Below are 1,329 nucleotides of genomic sequence, written 5' to 3'. Positions count from 1 at the left end.
CGCCACCGATCTTTTCGATCGGGCGACGGTTGAGGGTTTCGCTGCGCGGTTGTCGCGCATCCTCGCCGCGGTAGTCGCCGACGCCGACGCGCCGGTCGGGGATATCGACATCCTCGCCGACGCCGAACGGCACGACGTGCTCGCGCGCTGGAACGACACCGACCACGCCGTCGACGTGGGCGCGACACTGGTCTCGCTGCTGGACGCCAGCGTGGCGGCGGGCCCGCGCTCCACCGCGCTGGTCGCGGACGCGGTCGACGGTGAGCGGATCGAGCTGACCTACGCCGAACTGGACGGCAGGGTGAATCGTCTTGCGCGGCATCTGATTTCGTTGGGTGTGGGTCCGGAGTCGCGGGTCGCGCTGGCGTTGCGTCGGTCGGTGGATCTGGTTGTGGCGATGTACGCGGTGGCGAAGTCCGGTGGTGCGTATGTGCCGGTGGATCCGGATCAGGCTGCGGAGCGGACGAGTTACATCCTGGAGACGGCGGCGCCGGTTTGTGTGTTGAGCAATGCCGACGCCGAGTTCAGCACCGATGTGGCCGATGTGGTTCGGATCGATGAGCTGGATTTGTCGGATGTGGACGCCGGGCCGGTCACGGATGCTGATCGGGTCGCGCCGTTGCGTCCGGAGAACACGGCGTATGTGATCTTCACGTCCGGTTCGACGGGTCGTCCGAAGGGTGTGGCGGTTTCGCATGGCGCTATCGTCAATCAGTTGCAGTGGAAGAACATCGAGTTCGGTCTCGATGCTGCCGATGCGATTCTGTTGAAGACGGCGGCGACGTTCGACTTGTCGGTGTGGGAGTTCTGGTCGGCCGCTGTCTGCGGTGGGCGTCTGGTCATCGCCTCCCCGGACGGGCACCGGGACCCGGCGTACCTGAACGAACTCATGGCTCAGGAATGGGTCACCACGCTGCATGTGGTGCCGTCGATGCTGGACGCGCTGGTGACCGCCGGTATGCCGGATTCGCTGTGGCGGGTGCTGGCCATCGGTGAGGCGTTGCCGGGTGCATTGGCGCAGCGGTTCTTGCGTGAGTATCCGCGGACCGAGTTGTTCAACCTCTACGGTCCGACCGAGGCGGCGGTGTCGGTCACTAGTCATCGGGTCAGTGATGCCGACCGGGTTTCGGTTCCTATCGGTGCGCCGGAGTGGAACAGTCGGGTGTTCGTGCTGGATGGGCGTTTGCGTCCGGTGCCGGTGGGTGTCTCCGGTGAGCTGTACCTCGCCGGTGCGCAGTTGGCGCGCGGCTATTTCGGTCGTGCGGATCTGACCGCGGATCGATTCGTGGCGAATCCGTTCCAGCCCGGTGCGCGGATGTATCGCACCGG

General features: G+C 65.8%; 1 protein-coding gene. It reads left to right on the top strand.

The window, feature by feature from the left end; translation table 11 throughout:
* Nucleotides 1-1,329 (top strand): amino acid adenylation domain-containing protein (locus tag ON21_RS24665; protein WP_039801369.1); only part of this gene is annotated, 1,329 nt, incomplete at both ends.

This window comes from Nocardia araoensis NBRC 100135 (assembly GCF_000308435.1).
Taxonomy (GTDB): domain Bacteria; phylum Actinomycetota; class Actinomycetes; order Mycobacteriales; family Mycobacteriaceae; genus Nocardia; species Nocardia araoensis.
This window is presented reverse-complemented; position numbering and strand designations above follow the sequence as displayed.